The organism is Thermococcus sp. 2319x1 (assembly GCF_001484685.1).
Taxonomy (GTDB): Archaea; Methanobacteriota_B; Thermococci; order Thermococcales; family Thermococcaceae; genus Thermococcus_A.
In genome coordinates this window covers 378,941-395,590 of record NZ_CP012200.1, presented here as the reverse complement: position 1 = coordinate 395,590, position 16,650 = coordinate 378,941, and the positions used below count along the sequence as shown (strand labels likewise).

Below are 16,650 nucleotides of genomic sequence, written 5' to 3'. Positions count from 1 at the left end.
TTTAAACCCCTAAGAGCAACCCCTTAATTTCCTCTCCCTTTTTGAACTCCTCTATTGGGTAAACTACAATCTCCCGTACGCTCGGTATGCTTTTTATGTTTTCCTCAATGAACTCATTCAACTCCTTTTTTGTTTCTGCTCCAATGAGAGCCACTATCCGCTCATCCTCGGTTTTTGCCACCAAGAGGACATTGGGAAGATTTGCCAGGTTTTTTGATACATACTCAAGGTATCTGCCTAAGAAATCCTCTATTATCGGCTTTTCTATCTCCAAGACTACAAAGGCAACCTCCTTGGGCCTTGCGACTTCACCTAGGACTATCGTGTATTTTTCTATAATCCCTCTCTCAATGAGCTTCTTTATTCTGAAGTGTATAGTAGATTCAGGCTTGCCCAGCCTCTCACTAACCTCGGAGATTGTTAACCGAGCATCTTCCTTGAGCACCTTTAAAATCGCCCTATCTAAATCGTCTAAATACATCATCCTACTCACCCCATCGTTTGTACAAATTATGGGGTATGCTGAGAGCATCTAAAATTTTTCCAATTATAAAATTAACGATGTCGTCTAAATTTTTAGGCTTATGGTAATAACCTGGAGATGCTGGCATAACAATAGCTCCTGCTTGGGTAACCCTCAACATGTTTTGGATATGCACCAAGTTTAAAGGAGTCTCTCTTATCAGCAATACTACCTTCCTTCGTTCTTTTAGAGCAACGTCTGCAGCCCTCGTAATAAGGTTATCGGCATACCCATTAGCTATGGCACTCAGCGTTTTCATTGAACACGGAGCCACAACAAGGGCATCAAACCCATAAGAACCGGAGGCTATTGGTGCAAAGAGGTCATTCTCTCTGAAGTCAGGCTTAAAGTCAACTCCCACTTCATATTTTATAACCTTCAAAGCCGTCTCTGAGGCAACGCTAATGACCTCATGTCCCAACTCTTTTAGAACCTCAATTAACCGAACCCCGTAAATAACCCCACTTGCCCCAGTAATGGCAACCACGATTCTCATAACCCTTCACCGTTTTGAGTGCTTTTACGTTCAGGTACTTAAAAATACTTTGTTGTGAATTTCATAACGGATGCATTGCTTTTCGAAACAATGTTTATAAGGTTGAGTTGTCCATATTTACACTCAGGTGTAAAGATGAAGGGAAATGACTACGCAGAGGTTCTTCTCAAAAAAGCCCTGGAGCTCACGGAGGTTCTGGATATCAAAGCCTTAGTTGTCATAGGCATAGAACTAAAAAAGCCCCCAAAAATAAATATACCAACCCTTTTAGTAGGAAGAGAAACGAGCAAACAACACAGCCTTAAAACCCTCTCTCTTCCCCTCTCAATGGGAACCAAGAATCTCGTGAATTTAGCTTCGAGCTTTATGATAGCCGAGGGAATAATCAAAGAGGGAGAAACGTTCATATACGTGACCCCATCCACACTGGGCATTAGAAAGGCCAAAAAGGCCGTAGAGGTTAAAGACGAGTTTTTTTCCCAAATTGAACATGTTTTCCAAGAGGTTCTTGAGCTTGCCATAGAGCTTAGCCTTGAGGGCAGGGAAGGAAAGCCAATAGGGACTATATTCGTAATAGGGGATACGCAAAACGTTATCAAGCATTCTCACCAGATGGTGCCAAATCCCTTTAAGGGATACAAGATAAACATCTTTGATAAGGGGAGTAAAGAGATCATAAAGGAATTCGCCTTCTTAGATGGAGCTTTTGTCATAAGCAAGTCGGGTAGGGTATTATGCGCAGGAAGGTATTTGGATATTGATTTTAAGAAAGTAAGCGTGAACATTCCTTCCGGATTGGGAAGTAGACACTTAGCAGCGGCGGGAATTTCAAAAGTTACCAAAGCAATAGCAATAACGGTCTCGGAGAGTGGGATAGTGAGGGTCTTCAAAGATGGAAAGATAATCTTCGAGTATAACCCAAGACTGCATTAAATAAAGAATAAAGGGTCAGAAGAGCCACTGGTTTTCTATACACTCATCACATGGTGGCTTTTCCGCTGCTATTGCCTTGAACTTTGAGTATATACACTCTGGTAACCCGAGAGGACACCTTTCTGGAGTAAGCTCTGGCCTTACTTTGGTCGGATCGAGTCTTATCTTTAGGTATGCTTCGTACTCCTCAACTTTCTTCCATGGGAGTACCTTCGCCCCATATATTACGAGATTATCATAAATTCTTGCGTAGTCCCCAATTACTGCGTTCTCTTTTAGGATAACATTTCTGCCAACTACGACACCTTCTCCAAGAATTGAGTCCTTCAGCTCGCTTCTCTCCCTTATTATATCGTGTCCTAGGAGTACTGACCTCTTGAGGTATGCCTTGTCCTCTATAATTGTGTTCGGCCCTATGTAAGTGTAGGCCTTGATTTTGACTCCATGTCCTACTTTGACGCCTCTGTCAATGTACACCGGCCCTTGTATCTCGACGTCCTCTGGCACTTCGGCTCCCTCTTTTACTGTGTAATAACCGTTATTTTTAGCTATCTCATCCAGCGCAACTTGGTGGGCATAGAAGAAATCTTCCGGAGTTCCTAAGTCGACCCAGTAGTTTTCTCTCGGCATCATGTATCCATAAACCTGACCCTGACTTACAAGCCTTGGAAGTACTTCTCTCTCAAAGTATATTTCTTTTCCTTTGGGTATCTCCTTCAAAACATCTTTGTTGACCATGTAAATTCCAGCATCCACAATGTTGCTCTTGGGCTTCAGGGGCTTTTCTTCAAAATCAATTATCTTTCCTTCTTCGTCTGTAACGACCACACCGTATTTTTCTGGATCATAGACCTTTGTAAGTGCCACCGTTACAAGCCCTTCGTTCTCTCTGTGTGCTTTTATGAGCTCTTCAAAGTTGAAGTTAGTAAACACGTCTCCATAAATAACCAAAAACTCCTCGCCTACAAACTCCTCAATGTTCTTAAGGGCCCCTCCTGTCTCTAAGGGCATTGGATCATTGACAAACCTAATATCCTTCGGGTAATCGCTCATCTTGTCCTCTATAAATTCCCTGATCTCTCCCCTCATATAGTGGACCGAAAGGACAACCTCGTCGATCTCCTTTATCTTCTCCAAGCTTTCGAGTATGTACTGGAGATTTGGCTTGCCAAGAACCGGGATCATGGGCTTTGGTCTGGTTGAAGAGAGTGGCCTTAATCTTGTTCCAAAACCACCGGCAAGAATAACCGCTTTCATAGTATCACCAATAATACATTAGGCCATCGCCTTAAATATTTTACGTGGATTAAATATTCCCTCAATGAACGGCTTTTCAGCCTATGTATTCTTTTCGTCATCCTTCTTGAGCTCATAGAGGCTGCCTTTAAACACTACACAACTGCCCGGACAAATTTTCTTTAGGGGACAACTCTGGCACGAAGAACCCATCTCGACTTTTTCCACGTAGCCCAGGCTTTTCAGGATTTTTATTATTCCTTCAACCTCATCAACTGTAAGGTTGAGCCTTTCAGCTATTTCCTTGGATGTTCTTACCCCATTCTTTATCAATTCCAGCACATCATCGAGTTTTCCCATCCGCTTCACCCATCAAAACCCAAGCAAGAGACCAATGTTGTAAACGAGTATGCCGACCAAGCTCGCAAGCAAAAGGTTGTAGAGAGAGGCCACCAAAGCCCACTTACTCCCTCCTTCGGCTCTTATTGCCCCTATTGTGGCTATACACGGAATATACAAAGTGGTCACCAAGGCTAAGACAAACGCTTGTAGGGGAGTCATGGCACTCTGCATCAGCGATATGAGAGCCTCTTCGCTTTCTCCTATGCCATATATTATGCCATATGTTGCAATAACGTTCTCCTTGGCTATTATCCCAAAGATCAAGCTCACGGCTGCTTTCCAGTCGAGACCCATGAGCAGTGTAAAAGGCTCAAAAACCTTTCCAAGCTTTTCTGCATAACTCAAGCCGCTACCTACGGGTTCGGGATAAGTGCTTAGATACCATATCGCCACAGAGCCAAGTAAAATTACTGTACCAGCTTTCCTTAGAAATTCCTTGCTTCTCTCCCATGAATGCACTACCGCAACTTTCCATGATGGAAGAGAATACTCGGGAAGTTCCATTACGAACGGGCTCTCCTCCCCTTTAACAACAAATTTTCCAAGGATTAAAGCCGAAAGTAGAGCGAGAAAGAGGGAAATTGCATATATGCCCACCGCTACGAGGACTTTATGGTCGCCAAAGAATGCCCCGGCTAGGAAAGTTATGACGACCATCCTTGCACTGCAGGGGACAAGTGGATTTACCAGCATGGTTAATATTCTATCCCTTTCGTCTTCTAACGTTCTTGTTGCCATTATAGCTGGAACGTTGCATCCAAATGCCAAAACCATCGGGATAAAGCTCTTTCCCGGAAGACCAAACTTCCTCATTATCCTTTCCATGACGACAGCCGCTCTAGCCATATACCCGCTGTCCTCGAGAACTGACATTGCAATAAACAGCAAGAAAACCAATGGGAAAAAACTCAAAACCGAACCAACACCACCTATGACTCCATCGACAATTAATCCTCTTAATGTTTCATTCCCAATGAATCCAGCAACAAATTCACCGAGTGATGCAAAGGCATTGTCCAGAAACTCCTGCATGGGTGTGCCTATTGTGAACACAAACTTGAACAGAACGTAGAATACCCCCAAAAGTCCCAAAAGTCCATAAACTGGGTGAGTGAGAATTCCATCTATCTGATCACTCAGAGTTTCTTTGACTTCTCCAAAGTGAGTGACGAATTGGTGCATAAGATCATCTATAAACTCGTACTTCTGATTCGCTATCACTACGTCAAGGGAGCGCTTATAATAAACCTCCAGCTCGCTTATATGCTTAAGTATTTCATCCATTTTTCCCGGGCCGAGATAATTCAAGACAAGCTTTATTACTTCTTGGTCTCTAGTGAGGAGCTTTATTGCCAGCCATCTGATGTTGTACATTTCCTCCAACGGAGTTTCTCTCAAAAGGCTGGAGATGTGCTCTATCTCCCTTTCTATTGGTTCTTCATATACGGGTATTACGGGGTTGGCCGTTATTTTTCCCTCTGCCATATTGGCTATGGTTCTTTTCAATTCTTCCAGTCCTTCCCCTTCTTTAGCATTTGTTGGAACCACAGGAACCCCAAGAACTTTTTCCATTTTCTTAACATCAAAGTGAACTCCCCTTTTTCTTGCAATGTCAATCTTATTCAGAGCAATAACAACGTTTTTGACTCCCATTTCAAAAATCTCCATCGTCAAAAAGAGGTTCCTTATAAGACAGGAGGCATCGACTATATCCACAATAACATCCGCATTCCCATTGAGAATAAAATTTCTCGCAATGAGCTCGTCTATAGAATTTGCGGTAAGAGAATACGTTCCCGGAAGGTCTACTACTAAAAATTCCTTCTCCCGGTACTTCATTATTCCCTCTTTCTTTTCAACCGTCACTCCAGGCCAGTTCCCCACGTGCTGTCTAAGACCAGTTAGGGCATTGAAGATCGTAGTTTTCCCAACGTTTGGGTTACCGGCCAGTGCAATGACCTTCAAGCCCTTTTTCTTTTCCACGGGGACTTTCTCAATATTGCAGCAAGAGCTCATCAAAGCTCCCTCCTAACTATGATCTTCTCCGCCACCCCTTTTCCCAGAGCTATGCGGGTATTTCCAATTGCGATTATATAAGGCCCCGGATTGCCTGATTTGACCACAAAAATCTTCGTTCCGGGGGCTATTCCCATCCCCAAGAGCCTCTGCCTAACCCTATGCCCCCCTTGGATGTCAACCACAACGCCTCTCTCCCTATCGCGCATCTGAGTTAACTGCACATACATGAGCATCACCATTAGGCAAACCTAATTTCGTTTATGAGATGTATAGACTGCCTTAAAAAGATTTGGTGAGTCTAAAACTCCAAAAAAGTTTGAACATCAAAGAGAAATGGTTCTAGTATGCCCTCTTAAGGGTGCTATTATTACATATAAAAAAGAACGGTGATTGACATAATATTTGGAGCCATTCCGTTTTTTGGCTGGATACTCGGGTCATTGGTAACACTGGTGGGACTCATCCTATGGATACTCGGCATGGTAAAGGCTTACCAAGGTGAATACTACAAATTCCCAATAGTGGGAGAAATAGCGGAAAAGCAGGTAAAGAGCTTTAACATTTAGCCCTTTCTCTTTTGTTCTTTCCACTCTTCCAGCAGTGTTGAAAGCAAGCCCAGAGCTACGGGGCCAATTATTAAGCCTTTTATCCCAAAGCCCATTATTCCACCAAATATCCCCACCAGAGCAAGAGCAGGATTGATTTTTGCCCCTTCTGCAACAAGTTTTGGCCTAATCGTAATATCCGGGCCGGGGGAAATCAAAATTACACCATATACTGAGAGCATAACCCCCGCAAAGATATTTCCCTGAGTAAATAGATATATGGCCCCGGCTATCCACACTATCCATCCTCCGATAACGGGTAGGAGCTCAAGGATAACACAGAATATTCCAGCCGCAATTGCCCCACTAAGGTTCGTTACTCCAAAGACATAAAAGCCCAAGGTTAGCAGAAAGCCTTTAAAGATGCTCAGCATAAGCCAAGTCCTCAAAATAGCATTTAACGTCTCTTTTCCCTTTTCTATTAGCTCCACACCCAAATCTCTCCTCTCCTCGGGCAGTAATGCGTAAAGCTCTTCAGACAAAGCCCTGGAGTGGACGAGTATTCCATAAAAGACCGCTATGAACACAACAGCTTGAAGAAGTAACTTGGGTATGGATAAGGTGTAGTTGAGAAGGTATTCGCTCATCTTCTCCGAAACCCTTTCAATCAAAATCGCAGCCGATTGTTCTATATCCGGAGGAAGGTTTAAGGACAAAAACCAGCTGAGTGCCTCGTTTATGTATATCACCAACGATCTGGTCACATCCCTAAACCACAGCACTATACCAAATATAAATCCAATCACCAGCAAGGTCATCAGAGCCGATAGCAATATGGCAGACTTTCTGGTATCAAGCTTCTTTGCAAGCCTTTCATGGAGGGGATGAAGAATGTATGCTACCGTTAAGGCATAGATTATCGGGGTGATAAGAGGTTCCACGGTTCTCCATACAATGAAAAGAATCAAAAGAGAGACGGCAATCCAGACTATGTGCTCAGTCTTCATGCAATCATCCCCTAAGGTATTTGAGAATCAAATCCTTAGCCTGGGGCTTGTTAAATACAAACAGGGTTTTTCTAGCTTCATCAAGCAAGAAATTTTTCCCAACGATCAAAAGCCCATCCTTTAGCTTGTATATCTCCGCACTCTTGATGTCAACAAGGCCCTTCACATCCTCTGGAGCCTCTATCTCCTTTAGTAGACTCTCTGCCCTATCAATCAAAGCCTGGTTAACGAACTTGGGCCTGCTCAATCTAAGCTCTTCTGGAACAACCTCGCTGTAATCCATAAAGATTCCCCAGAACTCCTTGGCACATTCAAAGGGATACACGTATTCGCTGCCGTATATGGGCTGATAGAGCTCATAGATAATGGACAGCAGAACTTTTCTCGCATCTCCCCCATAGTATTCAATTCTCAGGTTAAATTTTCCGTCTTCAAAGCCGTTCTCAAATACCTCGAGGTGCTCTTCACACTGCATCCGCATCACCTCCTTATATAGGAGGCGATGTAATTGGGGGGCATGTAAAGTGAAGAGCTCTCATAAATACCAAAGTCTGTCTTTTGGGCATCATAAAGCACAACGTTTGCACTCTTCACGCCGATAATGCCTTCAAGGATTTTTATCGCATAGTCCAGGTCACCGGTGTCGTCGATTAGGATTCCCTTAACATCGCTTGCAAACCAAACCCTTCCGTCGCCGTATTCCCTCGTCATGTTCATGTCAAGCTTTCTCCCCTCGCTAACAACCTGAAGGAAGTACTCAAAGTATGTATATATTGTCCTCTTTATCATTTCTCTTTCCTCATCCGTGAGGTCTCTCCACTCCGCACCCGTGTCTTTGTATTTACCCGTCTTGAACACGTTCACCTTGATGCCGTTTTGAACGTAGTTTTGCTCCAGGTTATAGTGGACGTAAAGAACGCCGATGCTCCCAACCTCCGCAAGGGGGTCGGCTATTATCTTATCAGCGGCACACGCAAGGAAATAACCTCCTGAAGCAGCCATGCCCCCGGTATAAGCAACTATCGGCTTTTCATACGATAATTTTTTCAGCTCTTTGTAAATGGTTATGACCGGCCCTACATAGCCTCCGGGACTTTCAATCCACAGGACAACTCCCCTAATGTTCTCATCCTTCCTTATCTCCCTGATTTTAGAAATCACATCCAGAGCAGTGGTTTCATCAATTGGACCCACAATGGGCAGTATCGCCACGGTTACGTTAGTTTCTTCGCTCACATTTCCTCTCATCTGACTCTTTAGGTATTCAATCTCCCTCCGAAGCTCTTCTATTTTTGCTTGAAGTGCTAAAGTGGCGTTGCTCTCTACCTCCTTTACAGTCTCGTTGTAAACCACTGTAAAATTCTTCTCTTGAAGGACTTTCTGTAATTCAGTGTTTTGGGTGTAGAGTAAAACCCCCGCAACCGTTGCTAAAGCTAGAAGGAGCGTGAGGATGAAGCTGAGATACTTCCATATTTCTCTCTCCATCAGAATCACCTAAAGTGAAATGGCTTTGGAAACTTTTAAATTTGGTGTTCCCATAATCTCTAGCAAAAGCAAAAAGGTGTACGACATGGAGATAGGTGTAAGTATTTATCCCCACTTTGTGAACAAAGGGAAGGGCTTACCTTCCGTTTTGGCAGAGCTGAAGATTAAGGAGTATGATTTCGTCCAGATATTCCCCCATACACTTGGCCTAATAAAAAACGGACAGGTAATAGAGAAAAACCTGCGCTCAATAGAAAATGCTCTAAGGGGGGTTGGAATAAACTACACAATTAGAATGCCCACCTCAGTGAATTTGAGGGACAGCGTATACTACGGCAGACACTTTAAAGTAGCCAAAGCCATAATCGATGTGGCAATAAAGCTCGGCTCAAAGATAGTGGTCATGCAAAGCGGCCGCACAGGGAGGCTCGACTTAGAGATAGAGGCCCTTCAACAGCTGGCTGAGATGGCGAAAAACTTTGGAATTAAGATTGCCCTCGAAAACACCTACAGCGTTAAAGACACACTTTACGTTGTTGAAAGCGTTAACAGGGAAAACGTGGGCTTCGCCCTCGATTTAGGGCATGCTTTTCTAAGTGCCCAGGGGGATGAGAACAGATTTTTAGAAGACGTAAAGCTTGGAACTGAGAAGACGGTAATTCTAATGATTCACGATAACTTCGGAAAGCTCTTCCCACAGGTAGAGTCAGAGGATGCCCTGGCGTATGGCGTTGGGGATCTTCACCTGATGCCTGGAGAAGGAAAAATCCCCTTCGGAAAGGTGCTAAAGCTTTTCGGTGATGTGCCGTTATTGCTCAAAGTCAAAGATCCCGACACCTTCGCAAAGCTTCCCTCAAAGAGAGGATTGATAGAACTCCTTACCAGAATTTAAAGCTCCAGTCTTTCTTTTATTATCTTTAAAAGCTCTCCAAAAGCATTGCCGATTATTTCTTTCTTTCTGGAAGGGTGGAGAACATCTGGAGTAAAATTCTTCTTGAGAATTGATACAGCTTCTTCTATGGTTATTTTCCCCTTAAGCCAAGCGTAGGCTAAAATTGCCTCGGCGATATCGCCCCTTCCATGTTTGTCTGTTCTTGGCGGCACATAGCTTAAGAGCTTGGCCTTCTCAAGAGCGATGCTCAACGATGCGTTTGGCACTCTCCCAGCACTGGGATAGCCGAGGTACTCGCTTAACGCGAGGGAGAATATAAAATTGACAAGCGAATCCCCAAACTTTGAAAGGTTCTTGTCGTTAAAGTTCATTGAATTCTCCATTCCTTACCCTCACAAAATTAAAAAGGAGGTTACTTCTTTATTGCCTTTTCCCAAGCCTCAAGAACTTCCTTTGCCCTATCAAAGATTTTCTGGGCAGCTTCTTCTAAAGCCTTTTCGGGGGTTATTTTTCCATCGGTGGTAACTCTGAACCTCGGCTTTTTTGCCATGAGAACTGGATGCTCTATGGTGTATGCGGCAAATATGACGTGTTTGTTTTCATGAAGCACTTCAGTGAGTAAGTTTGCAAACGTGTGATCTTCCCCCACAAGGTAAAATTCAAGCAGGTTCTCTTCACGCTTTATGACTTCAATCTTCATTTTCCCCACCTGTCAGTTTTTTCAACATTATCTCAAGAGCCTGCTCCTTATTCTTGATGAGTTCATATTTAAATTTATCCTCCCTGTACTCCGCAACCCCCAGTTCAAGGGCTATATCCAAAACCTCCTCCGGCTCAAGTTCAAAAGCTACAGCTATAGGCAACACAACTTCCCTTATCTGCCTCGTAGTCTGTAAAGCTATCTCGCTTAATGCTTCCCCGAGTTTTTTAGTTAGTTCTACAATCTCATTCCACGGAAGGGAGCTTATAACTCTATTGTCCCTAAGCTCAGCTTTTTCCCCAAGAAGCTCAAGGGTCTTTAGGAGAACGGGAACCGAAACGCTTGTCCCGGCTTCCCTGAAAATATCATCGATGTTGTACTGATAAAACCCTCTTCTATCGGGGTACAGACGGGAGCGCACCCTCTGGTGAATCTCTCTAATCTTCTGCATGGCTTCCCTTATCTCGTCCTTGGTTCCCTGGATGTTTATTTTGAGGGAATTCAACCTACCATGGACGTAAACAAAGGCGGGAAGTTCGAGTTTCTGCAGCTCTTTCATGAGTTCCTCCTTTTCAACCTCATCTCTAACATGAATAACCATAACCTTCTTGGCTTTCATTTTCTACACCTTACTCCAGCTTCAGCTTCCTATAGTAGGTTGAAAGCTTTCTTGTCTCTGTTCTCCCGCATTTTGGACATATGAGCACGTTTCCCCTCCTCACTAAAGGAGTCCTGCATGAAGAACAGAGAGCATAAACGACTCCCAGATCAGCGGCTTTTGTGGTGAGCTGTATAGGGCTCTTCCCATTCGTTAATACCCTCGCCCTAACAATGTCCCCAATTTTGAACTCGTTGCTCATTGACTCCACGTATCCATCCCTAACTTGAGAGATATGTATTCCAGCAAGTTTTGACGTTGCTATCTCCCTGTACCCCTTTCTACCCTCAATTTTAAGCAACTGGACTATAGCTGCCTGGGGCTTTACCTCTATAACCCTCGCTATTACAACATCCCCCACCTGTGGGAGGGGTGGGGTATCGGTTAATGGCTCCACGGATATTTCAATCTTCTCGGGGTTTATCCTTACTCTTCCAGCCCTTGCGGCATAGAGCTCCCCATTCTCCTCTATTATACCCTCACCGGGAAGAAACTCCTCAATAACACCAAGATAATCCCCCGGAAGAACTATATCTCCATCTTTTACCCTTTTCTTTTCTTTTTTATCCATCCACCCACCACCACTGAACTTAGCTATTCTGAACTTTTAAGTTTATGGATTGGGAAAGGCTATAAAAAGGTTGATGGCAACTTTTATGTAGTTTTGCCGAGTAGAATGAGGTGGTGGTATAAATGAGAATGCTCCTGATACACAGTGACTACCTTGAGTATGAGGTAAAGGATAAAGCCTTGAAAAAACCCGAGGAGATAAGTGAAGAACAGAAGAAAGGCAGGCTTGATGAAGTTCTTGCTGTCTTTATAAGCGTGGAGAAGGTAGATGAGCAAAATCCGGAGGAAGTTGTTGAAAAGGCTGTTAAAGAGATAGAGGACGTTGCTTCTCAGGTGAAAACAAAGAATATTTTCGTTTATCCCTTCGCCCATCTAAGCAGTGAGCTCGCTTCTCCAGACATCGCATTAAAAATACTCAAGGAGATCGAAGAAAAGCTTAAAGAGAAGGATTACAACGTTAAGAGGGCACCATTTGGCTATTATAAGGCATTTAAGCTCAGTTGTAAAGGCCATCCCCTGGCAGAGCTTTCAAGGACAATTATACCGGGTGAAGCAAAGAAGGAGGAAGAGGTGCCAGAGGCCCTCAAGAAGGAAGAGGAGCTCGTCAGCTACTGGTACATCCTCACACCCGAGGGAGAGCTCGTTGAGGTGGACAAGTTTGACTTCTCTGGCTATGAGAACCTCAAAAAGTTTGCAAACTATGAGATAAGCAAGAGCAGGGTTGCAACGGAAGAGCCTCCCCATGTGAAAATAATGCTCGAACAGGAGCTTGTGGACTATGAAGAGGGCAGCGACCCCGGAAACCTCCGCTACTATCCAAAAGGAAGGCTCATAAAGTCCCTTCTTGAGAACTATGTAACGGAGAAAGTTATTGAATATGGAGCAATGGAAGTTGAAACACCAATTATGTATGACTTTGAGCACCCGGCACTTGAGAAGTACCTCAACAGATTTCCAGCAAGGCAGTACATAGTAAAAAGCGGCGATAAGAAGTTCTTCCTTAGGTTTGCAGCCTGCTTTGGGCAGTTCCTCATAAAGAAGGACGCCACAATCAGCTACCGTCATTTACCGCTTAGAATGTATGAACTTACGAGATATTCATTTAGAAGGGAAAAACGCGGTGAGCTATCCGGCTTGAGAAGGCTTAGGGCATTTACAATGCCCGATATGCACACGGTAGCCAAAGACCTACAGCAAGCAATGGAAGAGTTCAAGAAGCAGTATAAGCTCAGTATGGAAGTCCTCAAGGGAGTTGGATTAACTCCGGAAGACTATGAGGTAGCAATAAGATTCACAGAAGACTTCTGGAATGAGAATAAGGACTTCATAGTAGAGCTCGCAAGGATAATCGGAAAGCCTGTCTTAATCGAGATGTGGAAGCAGAGGTTCTTTTACTTCATCCTCAAGTTCGAGTTCAACTTCGTCGATAACCTCGACAAGGCTGCAGCGCTAAGTACAGTGCAGATAGATGTGGAAAACGCCCAGAGATTTGGTATAACCTACTACGACGAGAACGGGGAAGAAAAGTACCCACTAATACTCCACTGCTCACCGAGCGGTGCAATAGAGAGGGTGATGTACGCTATACTCGAAAAGCAAGCAAGGCTCATGAAGGAGGGCAAAAAGCCCATGTATCCGCTCTGGCTAAGTCCAATTCAGGTTAGGGTTATCCCCGTTAGCGACAAGTACCTCGATTATGCCCTCTACGTTGCTGGAAAGCTCGAAGGGGCAAAGATAAGAGCCGATGTCGACGATAGAAACGAAAGACTTAACAAGAAGATAAGGGAAGCAGAGAAAGAATGGATACCCTACATAGTCGTCGTCGGTGAAAACGAAAAGAGAATGGGGGTAATAACAGTTAGAAGAAGAGAAGGCGAACAACAAGAGATGCACATTGAAGACTTAATAAAAGAGATAAAACAGAAGACGGAAGGGTTCCCCTACAAACCAAGGCCATTGCCTTTGCTTGTAAGCATGAGGCCGAGGTTCAGAGGATGATTCCTCTTCTATTAACTTTATTTTTCAAGTTAAGGAGAGAAAAGAAAAGGTTCACTCCTCTTGAGCTTTTGGTTCACCAAGCATTTCCTTCAGGAAAGCCTGCGATTCTGGAGCAAACTGCTTTTGGGGAACTTCCTCTCCAAATTTGTCGAATACCTTCCCTTCAAGGAAGTTCAGCTCGAATATCTCGTACTCTTCGCTGTCTTTTTCCGCAACATTAATCCCGTGTTTGGCCAGATGTTCGGGGACGCTCTCTATGTCCACATACTTTCCACATTTCTCACACTTGTAGAACTGCCAGAAAACGTAATCCTGGCCGTTGATCATGTTGTTCTTCAAATGCCTAACTAAAAGTCCGCCCAGATATTCGTAAAAATCTTCTTGAACGAGCTTTCCATCCCTCTCGACGACTTTGAATCCTCTCCAGACGACATGGTCGTGGATATCCATTAAAGTAGCTTTTAAAAATCTATCCGAAAGTATGAAAGCGCCGTTCTTTATGTAAAAGGTTCCGTTATCGGGAAGAACCACAATGTCTATTCCATATTCGTTTTTTTCTTCGCTTAACTTCTCGGCCTCTTCCTTGCTCTCTGCAAGTTTTATCCTAACCGGAAGTCTGCTCTTTCTGTGGTAGCCCACTATTTTGTCTTCATAGATGTCCCAGTGGTAATCATCAAGCGTCCTTATTCTTGAATAGACTCCCTTTACCCTGTCACTTAGCTCGCTATATCTCATTCACACCACCGCTAGAACCTCAACCTTAGGATTAATAAGTCTTCCCGGAAAAATTTAAAAAGGGTTGCAGAGGCGAAAAAATCTTTTAAGGCTTAAAGAAAAAAGGAAAGTGGAGTGATACGATGCTTCCCGAAGAAATAGAAGAGCTCCTAAAAGAAATGAGTGAAGAAAAAATCCATGGAGCATCATATCTGGCGAAAATGGGAGCAAAAGCTTACATACTGCTCGCGGAGAGGTTTGAAGGGGAAGAGCTGGTTGAAAAACTCAAGGAACTCGGAGTTGAAATCCTCAACGTGAACCCCACCATGGCATCCCTGTACAATCTGGTGAGGTTCATGCCGATAACCGCAGATCCAGAGTTCGTCAAGGCGAAGGCAGAGGAGTTCATAAAGCTGAGTGAAGAGGCAAAGCGGGAAATCGGAAACATTGGGAGTGAGCTGATAGACCAGAATGAAATAATAATCACTCACTCTTATTCTTCCACAGTCTTTGAGATATTAAAAAAAGCCAAGGAGAAGGGGAAGAACTTCAAAGTAATCCTAACCGAGAGTGAACCAGATTATGAAGGATTATTCCTTGCCAAAAAGCTTGAAGAACTTGAAATACCATTTGAGGTCATAACAGACGCTCAGCTTGGGTTTTTTGCAAAGAGGGCAACTCTGGCCTTGGTTGGAGCTGACAACATAACCAAAGACGGCTACGTTTTCAATAAAGCCGGAACTTACCTGCTTGCACTTGCCTGCCATGACAACAGCGTTCCCTTTTACGTTGCAGCGGAGAGCTTTAAAATACATCCAGAGGCAAAAGCTGAAGAGATTAAGGTCACAGAGAGGAGATTCAAGAGAGACCACACGATAATAAGGAACTACCTCTTTGATGCAACACCCTGGAAATACATAAGGGGAATAATCACAGAGCTGGGAATCTTAGTGCCTCCAAAAGAAATTTAAATTAAAGGGCAGCGTCTATTAAAGCCCTCATATGAACTTCAGCACTGTCTAAGACTTCAACGCTCACATCCCCCGGCTTTATTGCAAGGGGAAGCTCTGTACAGCCGAGTATAACGCCCTCAACATTTTCGCTTTTTGCATATTTCTCAATGAGCTCAAGGAGCCATTTTTTGCTTCTGAGGTTTTCAAACATAAGTTCCTCAAAGATTATCCTGTTGATTTCCTCGATCTCCTCTTCATTAGGGACGATTACCTCAAATCCCTTCTCCTCCAAAGCGTTTTTGTAAAAGGGCATTGTCATCGTGGTTTTTGTTCCCAAGAGAAGGAGTCGCTTGAGGTTTCTCCTTTTTGCTTCTTCAGCGACTGCATCGATTATGCTTACCATTTCAGCGTTTATCTCTTTCTTAACTTCTGGAAAAACAATGTGTGGAGTGTTTGCAGAGATTCCAATAACCTCTGCACCGGCTTTTTCGAGGGCTTTTGCAGCATTTATCAGAATTCTCTTTCTACCCTCCCATCCATCGGGGTTGTCTTTGAAGTCCTTGAAGTTTATGGAGTAGATTATCAGCTCCGGAAAGAAATAGGGCTCGAACTTCTCCCTTGAAATCTCGATGTATTTTCTGTAGTAGTAGAGGGTAGATTCCGGACTTGTGCCACCTATTATTCCAATCTTCTTCATAGCACCACCAAGCAAAAAATAAAAGGAGAGCTTATGAAAGTTTTTGTGAAAAAGAATTCTACTATCTACTCCTGAGGTTTTCCATCTCCTATCTTTTTCACTTTCAACCTTTCGGGGCTTTTCTCCTCGGTAATCCACATGCGATAAACCGTGGGAGTGAAGCCCTCTTCCGGAGATTTCACAAGGTACATCTTCTCCTCAAAGCCTTCATCGAGCTTTGTGGAGGCCACTATAACGTAGTCGCTAACTCCCGCAACCCATCCTATGAACTTTTGTGAGACGACATCCTTATTTATCGGCAATATGAGGATTGAATCCGGCATGTCCTTAGATCTTTGGGCAATCGTTTGGTTTAACAGCTTAAGTGTTTCCATTTCCCCAAGCATTAAAGCAGCGCCATCAAGGGTGTTGATAAGCCTTATAACCCTCCTGCCTCCTATCATGGGCTTGATGTTCTCTGCGTATATCAAATCTATCTTTGGATTTATGAGCTCAGGCGAGACGGAATCGAGATAGAACACGTTTTTCTTTTCATACCTAACGCTGTACTTCGAGCCAAAAACATCGATAACGGCAAGGTTGTCGTTTAAGAGCTCCTTCTCAATATCCAAGCCAACTTGCTTTGCAGCCCTGCACAGACCCTGAAATGGGAAATTGTAGTTGGATATTATTCCAAAGCTCCTCCAGAGTTCTTTTTTAAGTATTGCAAAGCCCAGCATCCATGCAGATGAGTAAGCATCGTACACTATGGTTAAGATGGATCCTCCATATAACTCGCGAAAAATGCTCTCCAAAACCCCACGTTCGCTCTTTGGAGCCATA

21 protein-coding genes are annotated in these 16,650 nt (G+C 43.7%); 5 read left to right on the top strand and 16 right to left on the bottom strand.

Annotated features, from left to right (window positions below; all coding sequences use genetic code 11):
- Window position 1 precedes the first annotated feature (1 nt).
- Both ADU37_RS02195 and ADU37_RS02190 read right to left on the bottom strand, forming a co-directional pair.
- On the bottom strand, window positions 2-484 hold the full coding sequence (locus tag ADU37_RS02195; protein WP_058946079.1) for an Lrp/AsnC family transcriptional regulator: 483 nt from the start codon (window positions 482-484) through the stop codon (window positions 2-4).
- A gap of 1 nt (window position 485) precedes the next feature.
- Entirely contained in the window at window positions 486-1,019 is a 534-nt protein-coding gene (locus ADU37_RS02190) for a UbiX family flavin prenyltransferase (RefSeq protein ID WP_058946078.1), read from the bottom strand.
- A 135-nt stretch (window positions 1,020-1,154) separates the two neighbouring features.
- Here ADU37_RS02190 and ADU37_RS02185 point away from each other — a divergent pair, with 135 nt between their 5' ends.
- The gene (locus tag ADU37_RS02185) at window positions 1,155-1,952 is read left to right on the top strand and encodes a diadenylate cyclase (protein WP_058946077.1); all 798 of its coding nucleotides are present in this window, start codon (window positions 1,155-1,157) and stop codon (window positions 1,950-1,952) included.
- A 15-nt stretch (window positions 1,953-1,967) separates the two neighbouring features.
- Here the strand turns inward: ADU37_RS02185 and ADU37_RS02180 are convergent, their stop codons facing one another.
- The 4 genes from ADU37_RS02180 to ADU37_RS02165 all read right to left on the bottom strand — a co-directional run bounded on the left by ADU37_RS02180 (window position 1,968) and on the right by ADU37_RS02165 (window position 5,848).
- A complete protein-coding gene (locus ADU37_RS02180; RefSeq protein WP_058946076.1) occupies window positions 1,968-3,209 on the bottom strand; it encodes a sugar phosphate nucleotidyltransferase in 1,242 nt (413 codons plus the stop codon).
- An 81-nt stretch (window positions 3,210-3,290) separates the two neighbouring features.
- Window positions 3,291-3,548 carry a helix-turn-helix domain-containing protein gene (locus tag ADU37_RS02175; RefSeq protein ID WP_058946075.1) on the bottom strand — a complete coding sequence of 86 codons (258 nt, stop codon included), beginning with the start codon at window positions 3,546-3,548 and terminating at the stop codon, window positions 3,291-3,293.
- Window positions 3,549-3,560: 12 nt separating this feature from the next.
- Window positions 3,561-5,606, bottom strand: coding sequence for a ferrous iron transport protein B (feoB, locus tag ADU37_RS02170; protein ID WP_058946074.1), 2,046 nt, complete (start codon window positions 5,604-5,606; stop codon window positions 3,561-3,563).
- Window positions 5,606-5,848: a FeoA domain-containing protein gene (locus ADU37_RS02165; RefSeq protein ID WP_238981985.1), complete on the bottom strand. Its 243-nt coding sequence runs from the start codon at window positions 5,846-5,848 to the stop codon at window positions 5,606-5,608. The genes feoB and ADU37_RS02165 overlap by 1 nt, the downstream gene beginning before the upstream one ends.
- 147 nt (window positions 5,849-5,995) lie before the next feature.
- On the opposite strand from ADU37_RS02165, the gene ADU37_RS02160 reads away from it, so the two are divergent.
- Window positions 5,996-6,175 (top strand): DUF4870 domain-containing protein, encoded by a 180-nt coding sequence (locus ADU37_RS02160; RefSeq protein WP_238981984.1) that lies wholly within the window; start codon window positions 5,996-5,998, stop codon window positions 6,173-6,175.
- Here ADU37_RS02160 and ADU37_RS02155 read toward each other — a convergent pair.
- From ADU37_RS02155 to sppA, 3 genes are read right to left on the bottom strand one after another with little or no spacing between them, the layout of a single operon-like run.
- Window positions 6,172-7,161, bottom strand: coding sequence for an AI-2E family transporter (locus ADU37_RS02155; protein ID WP_058946072.1), 990 nt, complete (start codon window positions 7,159-7,161; stop codon window positions 6,172-6,174). The two genes, ADU37_RS02160 and ADU37_RS02155, sit on opposite strands and share 4 nt — an antisense overlap.
- Window positions 7,162-7,165: 4 nt before the next feature.
- The gene (locus ADU37_RS02150) at window positions 7,166-7,636 is read right to left on the bottom strand and encodes a PH1570 family protein (protein ID WP_058946071.1); all 471 of its coding nucleotides are present in this window, start codon (window positions 7,634-7,636) and stop codon (window positions 7,166-7,168) included.
- Between the two features lie 5 nt (window positions 7,637-7,641).
- Window positions 7,642-8,646: a signal peptide peptidase SppA gene (sppA, locus tag ADU37_RS02145; RefSeq protein ID WP_058946070.1), complete on the bottom strand. Its 1,005-nt coding sequence runs from the start codon at window positions 8,644-8,646 to the stop codon at window positions 7,642-7,644.
- An 85-nt stretch (window positions 8,647-8,731) separates the two neighbouring features.
- Here sppA and ADU37_RS02140 point away from each other — a divergent pair, with 85 nt between their 5' ends.
- Window positions 8,732-9,538 carry a sugar phosphate isomerase/epimerase gene (locus ADU37_RS02140; protein WP_058947604.1) on the top strand — a complete coding sequence of 269 codons (807 nt, stop codon included), beginning with the start codon at window positions 8,732-8,734 and terminating at the stop codon, window positions 9,536-9,538.
- On the opposite strand, the gene ADU37_RS02135 is transcribed toward ADU37_RS02140, so the two are convergent.
- Genes ADU37_RS02135 through ADU37_RS02120 form a run of 4 tightly spaced genes read right to left on the bottom strand, consistent with a single transcriptional unit; the run spans window position 9,535 to window position 11,467 of the window.
- Window positions 9,535-9,921: a ribonuclease III family protein gene (locus tag ADU37_RS02135; protein ID WP_058946069.1), complete on the bottom strand. Its 387-nt coding sequence runs from the start codon at window positions 9,919-9,921 to the stop codon at window positions 9,535-9,537. The two genes, ADU37_RS02140 and ADU37_RS02135, sit on opposite strands and share 4 nt — an antisense overlap.
- 29 nt (window positions 9,922-9,950) lie before the next feature.
- Entirely contained in the window at window positions 9,951-10,238 is a 288-nt protein-coding gene (locus tag ADU37_RS02130) for a DNA-directed RNA polymerase subunit L (protein ID WP_058946068.1), read from the bottom strand.
- Window positions 10,228-10,857, bottom strand: a complete 630-nt coding sequence (locus ADU37_RS02125) for a DUF2067 family protein (protein ID WP_058946067.1) — start codon at window positions 10,855-10,857, stop codon at window positions 10,228-10,230. Before ADU37_RS02125 ends, ADU37_RS02130 begins: the two co-directional genes overlap by 11 nt.
- Window positions 10,858-10,867: 10 nt before the next feature.
- A complete protein-coding gene (locus ADU37_RS02120; protein ID WP_058946066.1) occupies window positions 10,868-11,467 on the bottom strand; it encodes an exosome complex RNA-binding protein Csl4 in 600 nt (199 codons plus the stop codon).
- A 122-nt stretch (window positions 11,468-11,589) separates the two neighbouring features.
- Here ADU37_RS02120 and ADU37_RS02115 point away from each other — a divergent pair, with 122 nt between their 5' ends.
- Complete coding sequence (locus ADU37_RS02115; protein WP_058946065.1) at window positions 11,590-13,464, top strand: threonine--tRNA ligase; 1,875 nt, start codon at window positions 11,590-11,592, stop codon at window positions 13,462-13,464.
- Window positions 13,465-13,515: 51 nt separating this feature from the next.
- Here ADU37_RS02115 and ADU37_RS02110 read toward each other — a convergent pair whose 3' ends face one another.
- Complete coding sequence (locus ADU37_RS02110) at window positions 13,516-14,199, bottom strand: TBP-interacting protein (RefSeq protein ID WP_058946064.1); 684 nt, start codon at window positions 14,197-14,199, stop codon at window positions 13,516-13,518.
- A 122-nt stretch (window positions 14,200-14,321) separates the two neighbouring features.
- Here ADU37_RS02110 and ADU37_RS02105 point away from each other — a divergent pair, with 122 nt between their 5' ends.
- Window positions 14,322-15,149: a translation initiation factor IF-2B subunit alpha gene (locus tag ADU37_RS02105; protein WP_058946063.1), complete on the top strand. Its 828-nt coding sequence runs from the start codon at window positions 14,322-14,324 to the stop codon at window positions 15,147-15,149.
- Between the two features lies 1 nt (window position 15,150).
- Here ADU37_RS02105 and ADU37_RS02100 read toward each other — a convergent pair whose 3' ends face one another.
- Window positions 15,151-15,828 carry an aspartate/glutamate racemase family protein gene (locus ADU37_RS02100; RefSeq protein ID WP_058946062.1) on the bottom strand — a complete coding sequence of 226 codons (678 nt, stop codon included), beginning with the start codon at window positions 15,826-15,828 and terminating at the stop codon, window positions 15,151-15,153.
- 65 nt (window positions 15,829-15,893) lie between these two features.
- Window positions 15,894-16,649 carry a hypothetical protein gene (locus ADU37_RS02095; protein ID WP_058946061.1) on the bottom strand — a complete coding sequence of 252 codons (756 nt, stop codon included), beginning with the start codon at window positions 16,647-16,649 and terminating at the stop codon, window positions 15,894-15,896.
- Window position 16,650 lies beyond the last annotated feature (1 nt).

Excerpts from the sequence above, each read along its gene's own strand:
- ADU37_RS02195 (WP_058946079.1), bottom strand. The coding sequence starts at position 484 with ATGATGTATTTAGACGATTTAGATAGGGCGATTTTAAAGGTGCTCAAG.
- ADU37_RS02190 (WP_058946078.1), bottom strand. The coding sequence starts at position 1,019 with ATGAGAATCGTGGTTGCCATTACTGGGGCAAGTGGGGTTATTTACGGG.
- ADU37_RS02185 (WP_058946077.1), top strand. The coding sequence starts at position 1,155 with ATGAAGGGAAATGACTACGCAGAGGTTCTTCTCAAAAAAGCCCTGGAG.
- ADU37_RS02180 (WP_058946076.1), bottom strand. The coding sequence starts at position 3,209 with ATGAAAGCGGTTATTCTTGCCGGTGGTTTTGGAACAAGATTAAGGCCA.
- ADU37_RS02175 (WP_058946075.1), bottom strand. The coding sequence starts at position 3,548 with ATGGGAAAACTCGATGATGTGCTGGAATTGATAAAGAATGGGGTAAGA.
- feoB (WP_058946074.1), bottom strand. The coding sequence starts at position 5,606 with ATGAGCTCTTGCTGCAATATTGAGAAAGTCCCCGTGGAAAAGAAAAAG.
- ADU37_RS02165 (WP_238981985.1), bottom strand. The coding sequence starts at position 5,848 with ATGGTGATGCTCATGTATGTGCAGTTAACTCAGATGCGCGATAGGGAG.
- ADU37_RS02155 (WP_058946072.1), bottom strand. The coding sequence starts at position 7,161 with ATGAAGACTGAGCACATAGTCTGGATTGCCGTCTCTCTTTTGATTCTT.
- ADU37_RS02150 (WP_058946071.1), bottom strand. The coding sequence starts at position 7,636 with ATGCAGTGTGAAGAGCACCTCGAGGTATTTGAGAACGGCTTTGAAGAC.
- sppA (WP_058946070.1), bottom strand. The coding sequence starts at position 8,646 with ATGGAGAGAGAAATATGGAAGTATCTCAGCTTCATCCTCACGCTCCTT.
- ADU37_RS02140 (WP_058947604.1), top strand. The coding sequence starts at position 8,732 with ATGGAGATAGGTGTAAGTATTTATCCCCACTTTGTGAACAAAGGGAAG.
- ADU37_RS02135 (WP_058946069.1), bottom strand. The coding sequence starts at position 9,921 with ATGGAGAATTCAATGAACTTTAACGACAAGAACCTTTCAAAGTTTGGG.
- ADU37_RS02130 (WP_058946068.1), bottom strand. The coding sequence starts at position 10,238 with ATGAAGATTGAAGTCATAAAGCGTGAAGAGAACCTGCTTGAATTTTAC.
- ADU37_RS02125 (WP_058946067.1), bottom strand. The coding sequence starts at position 10,857 with ATGAAAGCCAAGAAGGTTATGGTTATTCATGTTAGAGATGAGGTTGAA.
- ADU37_RS02120 (WP_058946066.1), bottom strand. The coding sequence starts at position 11,467 with ATGGATAAAAAAGAAAAGAAAAGGGTAAAAGATGGAGATATAGTTCTT.
- ADU37_RS02115 (WP_058946065.1), top strand. The coding sequence starts at position 11,590 with ATGAGAATGCTCCTGATACACAGTGACTACCTTGAGTATGAGGTAAAG.
- ADU37_RS02110 (WP_058946064.1), bottom strand. The coding sequence starts at position 14,199 with ATGAGATATAGCGAGCTAAGTGACAGGGTAAAGGGAGTCTATTCAAGA.
- ADU37_RS02105 (WP_058946063.1), top strand. The coding sequence starts at position 14,322 with ATGCTTCCCGAAGAAATAGAAGAGCTCCTAAAAGAAATGAGTGAAGAA.
- ADU37_RS02100 (WP_058946062.1), bottom strand. The coding sequence starts at position 15,828 with ATGAAGAAGATTGGAATAATAGGTGGCACAAGTCCGGAATCTACCCTC.
- ADU37_RS02095 (WP_058946061.1), bottom strand. The coding sequence starts at position 16,649 with ATGGCTCCAAAGAGCGAACGTGGGGTTTTGGAGAGCATTTTTCGCGAG.